Below are 4,900 nucleotides of genomic sequence, written 5' to 3' on the forward strand. Positions count from 1 at the left end.
AGCGGCTGGGTACGGAAAACGTGGACCACATCGAAATCATTCAGGGCGCAGCCAGTGCCAAGTACGGCTCGGACGCCATTGGCGGCGTCATCAACGTCGTGACCAAGAAGGCGGCCAAGACGCCGGGCCTGCAGGTCAATGCCGAAGGACGGCGGACGAAAGGGGACGGCGATCTGTTCCCCTATCAGAACTTCTTCCTCCGTGCCGATTCGGGGCAGGTCGGCAAGGCCCGGTTCAGCGTGTACGGCAGCAAGCGGGAAATCCTGCCCGTGTACAGTACGACATCCTTTTCCGGATTCCTTGGCGATCCCATGGATGGAGCGGGCGATGCGCAGCAGGGCGGCCGCAGCATACGCAATTCCCTGCGTTATTACGGCGACATTAAAAACATCGGTTTTATGGGCTCTGTCGATCTGAACGACCGAAACACCATCGACTTCAGCATGGATAAAACCAGTGAAGATATGGAACGATATGTCAAGCACGGCAATGACGCCGGGATTCCGCAGATTCATTACAAGCGCGATGTAGACCGCAATACGTACCGTTTGTCTTATAAAGGCAACAACGGCGGCAGCACAGACTGGCACGTAGACGTCAATTATGCCAAGATGAACGAAGACGATATTACGCTGACCAATTACTATGCCAACGATTCGCTGACCGGTCACAATACGCTGAACTACGTCGATGACCTGGAACACAAACAGTGGAATGTCAGTGCGTCCGCCAATACACAGCTGAACGATGATCATTTGCTGACCTATGGATTTGGTTATACGAAGGAAACGGGGGAAGGGAGCCGTCTCAAGAGCGCTCCGGAAACGACGACCCGCTATATTGATCCCTGGGATTATGATAAGAACCTGATCGATGAGAAAAATATGTTCGGAACCAGTGTCTGGCCGGCTTCGACGATTCACGATTATGCCATCAAATACGTCAACGGCATACCGCAGATCGACTGGGACAAGGAACACTATGGCGATGTAAAACCTATCTTTACGTACGAAGATTATCAGGATTTGAAAAAATTGGGCATAGATGGACTCACGACAACGCAGAAAACCAATCTGCATACCTTCGTGGCCCAAATGGCCAGTGACGCGCGTAATAGTCAGAATATGATGTTAGAATACTGGAAAGCTGGACAAATTGATGATGCTTACATGGTGGCGAAATATTATGAACCACCTATGAAAAATGATCCTATTCGTGGCCCGTTGATGAATTTATCCTTTAATGGCCAGACCTACGGCGATTCGTCATACCGGGATAACCGGATTACCAGCGGCAGAGCAGAGATCAAGAAACACCACTTCTACATCGGCGATACGTGGCAGGTCAATGACGACACGATTCTTTCGCCGCTGCTTCGCCTGGATCACAGTGACCTCTTTGGAACCAATGCGACTTTTAACCTGGGTCTGACCCATAATCTGGGCGGCAATCAGCATCGCCGCTTTAAAGCCAACGTCGGCACTGGCTATACGGAACCAGGCATGGGGGAACTCTACTATAACTGGGAAATGTACAGCGGTACCCCTGTCGGGGAAGCCATTGGCAAGCTGGGCTATTACTGGATTGGCAATCCCGATCTGAAGCCGGAAAAATCAGTCAACTTCGACATCGGCATTGAAGGGGAAAACGGCAATACGTCGGCACGGCTTAACGTATTCCACAATAAAATCGATGACTACATGACGACGTACTTTACAGGCGAAATTATGGATTTCCATCCTGGCGCCAGTACGCTTAAATTTATTCAGCCGCCTGATATGATTTACAGCTTTAAAAATATTGGCGAAGCCGAAATCACCGGCGTCGAAGCGGAAATCAACCATCGCTTCAATAAACACTGGAGCGGCAAGCTGGGTTATACGTACCTACACGCCGTCAACAAGAGTGATCCCGATATGCCGGACCAGCTCCTGGACAAGCCTCAGCATAAGGTGGATATTGGCGTGACCTATGAAAATGCCGGCTGGACGGCATCTCTGTGGGGTGATTACTACATTCATATGCTGGACAGCAATGCCATCAGCAATAACGGCAACTATATGGAATCCGATGACCATACGGTTCATTATTTCTTCAAAGACAAGTCGGACTGGACGTATCAGAAGAAGACCTTCGGCCTGTGGAATTTCCTCCTGTCCAAACAGATCGACAAGGATTCGACCGTCTATGTAGGCGTAGATAATTTGTTTAACCACCGCGACGACGATCAGGCCTTTATGGAACGGGTCTACAAGTTCGGCGTAAACCTGAAATTTGGTCCTGGCGGCGAAACGCTGGAAAAAGAGCTGGATAAGGCTGCCGGCAAGGCTGTCGTCGAAGATACGACGAAGCCGCTGGATACGGACTGGTTCATTCAGAAGCCCTTTGATACGGAAAAAGAACCAGGCGTCGAAGTCATTGGCGATTACCGGGCCCGCTGGAATTCCTTTACCGGTGAAATCAAAGCGTCCGAAGCCCGGGTGACGCCGACAGCCAGCGTCGGTTCAGCCTATAAGAACTACCTGGAAAAAGCAGAACACGGTTTTGAACAGCGCCTGCGCCTGGGCCTGGACGCCCGCATTGGTGAAAACACAAATGTGAAAATTCTCGGCAGTGCCTCCGGCATGACCGGCGTCGACACGATGCACGACGTCAGCGACTCAAAGGGACTGAATCACCAGCGCCTGGACAACATAGATATTACGCAGCATGCAAACAAATGGGACTTTTCCATAGGACGCCTGACCGAACCCATGGGCGTGACGGGCTACTGGTTTGGCAAGGAATACGACGGCGCCCGGGCCGTATGGACCAGCGGCAATACCCAGGTCCGCCTGGGCTACGGTGACTTCAGTGTCTCTACAGGCATTACAGATTCGGCCTATACCCATGCCACGCGGACTACCTTCCAGAAATACGTAACAAAAGATGAATGGCTGGGATTTGCTCCGACTGACGATGTTAATCATGGTAATGATAAACAGGGATACTGGAACGGTGAACTAGCTAGTGATGGCTATGAAGGCTTATATCAGAAACTGCAGAAAGCGACCTCCCTGGCAGAAGAAAAACAGATTATCGACTCGTATCTGCAGGTACTGAAAGAAAAAGATACAGCCCAGTACGAAACTCTGCAGACTGCCTTGTCCGAGCCCGTTGCTGTGACATTGAACAATACCTTTGCCTGGCAGAAGATTACCGTGTACAGTGCAGACGGCAGTACGGTTGTTGGCACATACTTGTCGCCTGTTGAACTGTCGGCTGACAAGAACATTACGTACGGGCAGCTCTTTGATCAGGCCTATCTGGAAACGGTAGGTACTGAAGTATGGCAGAACGCAGCGCCATCATTTGAACAAAATAGTACCATAGCGGAGAAGACAGAACTTGTTGTACCTGGCATTGACTATAGTGAGGAATACGTTCTTCCTGGCGGAACTTATCAGTATACATCGGAATTCTATGGATATGGCAAGTACACCGGCAGCGAAAGCCTTTATGAACTAGGGGGCAACAGTTATAAAGTATTGGACTTCAAAGAGGACATCATACAGAAGTTAACTCCTGAAGAAGCGCAGAAGCAGGCTGTACAGTCTATGTGGGACAAGTCCCTGCAGCAGCAGTACGCTACCTATTCTTATTCCAACGATGGCGGTGTAGCATGGATTCGTAAAGATCGCTATGATCTGCACAGCTCCCTGAGCCAGAATGCAGTGAAAGTGTTGAAGCTTGTGTATAATAACTGGCGTCTTGGTGAGGAGCTGTCTGATTTTACCGAAACCTTGCCGTTTCTGGGATTGGGAACGTTTATGGGGACCGTCATCGTACAGGATCAGATTCCGTCTATTGAACGGGCGGCCTTTGTCCAGGCCAAGCACCAGTTTGGCGATAATTTCGGCGTTCAGGCCTGGTATCTCCGCTCCCTGGGCGACGATACTCATTCCATCCGCTATGCTGACGAACGGAGAGCGGACCTCAACAATACGGCATCTTTCGATGAACTGGCCAACGTCATCGGCCTGGGTGCCAGGTACCGCTTCGGCCGGAATGCATCGATCTCCTTCGACTGGGGCCAGAACCGGACCGATTTTGGCCGCTTCATGAATGGCTCTACCATCTACACCCATACAGCCGGGACGTCAGACTTTTCCATCGACGGCCGCACCATGGGCGGAACGCCGCGGTTCTGGACGGTGCGCTTTGACATCGGCAGGGCCGATACGGATGTGCCGGGCAGCTGGAATGCCTTTGCCGACTACAAGTACTTTGAACACGGCTCCTTCTTCGGCGGCAACGGTACGGAAGGCGTGCCGGACCGCTACCTGGACGGCATCAAGTCCTTTACCATCGGCGGCGGCTATGTACCGGCCAAAGACGTGCTCCTGGAAGCGTTCTATACGTTCGGCGCCAAAGGCATTGGCACGCGGGACACGCTGTACGGATCGGAACACTTCGAGCTCGGCGACTACACTCGCCTCCAGGCCACGTTTAAGTTCTAACATCCCCTATCTTCGCGTTCACGCCAGCCCTCCGGTCCTGCTCATACGATAGACAATCTCCCTTTCTGGCCGGAGCGCTGTGTGATAGATACAACAACCCCGCCAGGGGCAAACAGCATGTGCGCTGTCTGCCCCTGGCGGGGTTTTGTGTATCTATACGGCATTATGCCTGTGTATGGGACAGGGTTTTCTGTGTGGTTTTGGTGTCGGTACGAGGAAGGCGAAGAGCGTGCCGATAATGGCAGCTATCCAGAGAATCTGCAGGGCTGCAGAAACGCCCCACTGGTCAGCAGCCCAGCCGACGACAGGGGAGCAGAGTCCGCCAATGGTCGTCGTCAGGCCTAGAGTAACGCCGGACGCAAAGCCGACATTCTTTTCCAGAAAGGTCTGGCCCAGGACGA

1 protein-coding gene and 1 pseudogene are annotated in these 4,900 nt (G+C 52.0%); one reads left to right on the forward strand and one right to left on the reverse strand.

The genetic code is table 11. The annotated features are described in order from the left end of the window. On the forward strand, positions 1-4,499 hold a 4,499-nt coding region (locus Q3886_RS08335), incomplete at its 5' end, for a TonB-dependent siderophore receptor (protein ID WP_301860899.1). Positions 4,500-4,652: 153 nt separating this feature from the next. Here the strand turns inward: Q3886_RS08335 and Q3886_RS08340 are convergent. Next, positions 4,653-4,900, reverse strand: a pseudogene (locus Q3886_RS08340) (hypothetical protein); the annotation flags it as partial.

The organism is uncultured Megasphaera sp., from assembly GCF_958350005.1.
Lineage (GTDB): Bacteria > Bacillota > Negativicutes > Veillonellales > Megasphaeraceae > Megasphaera.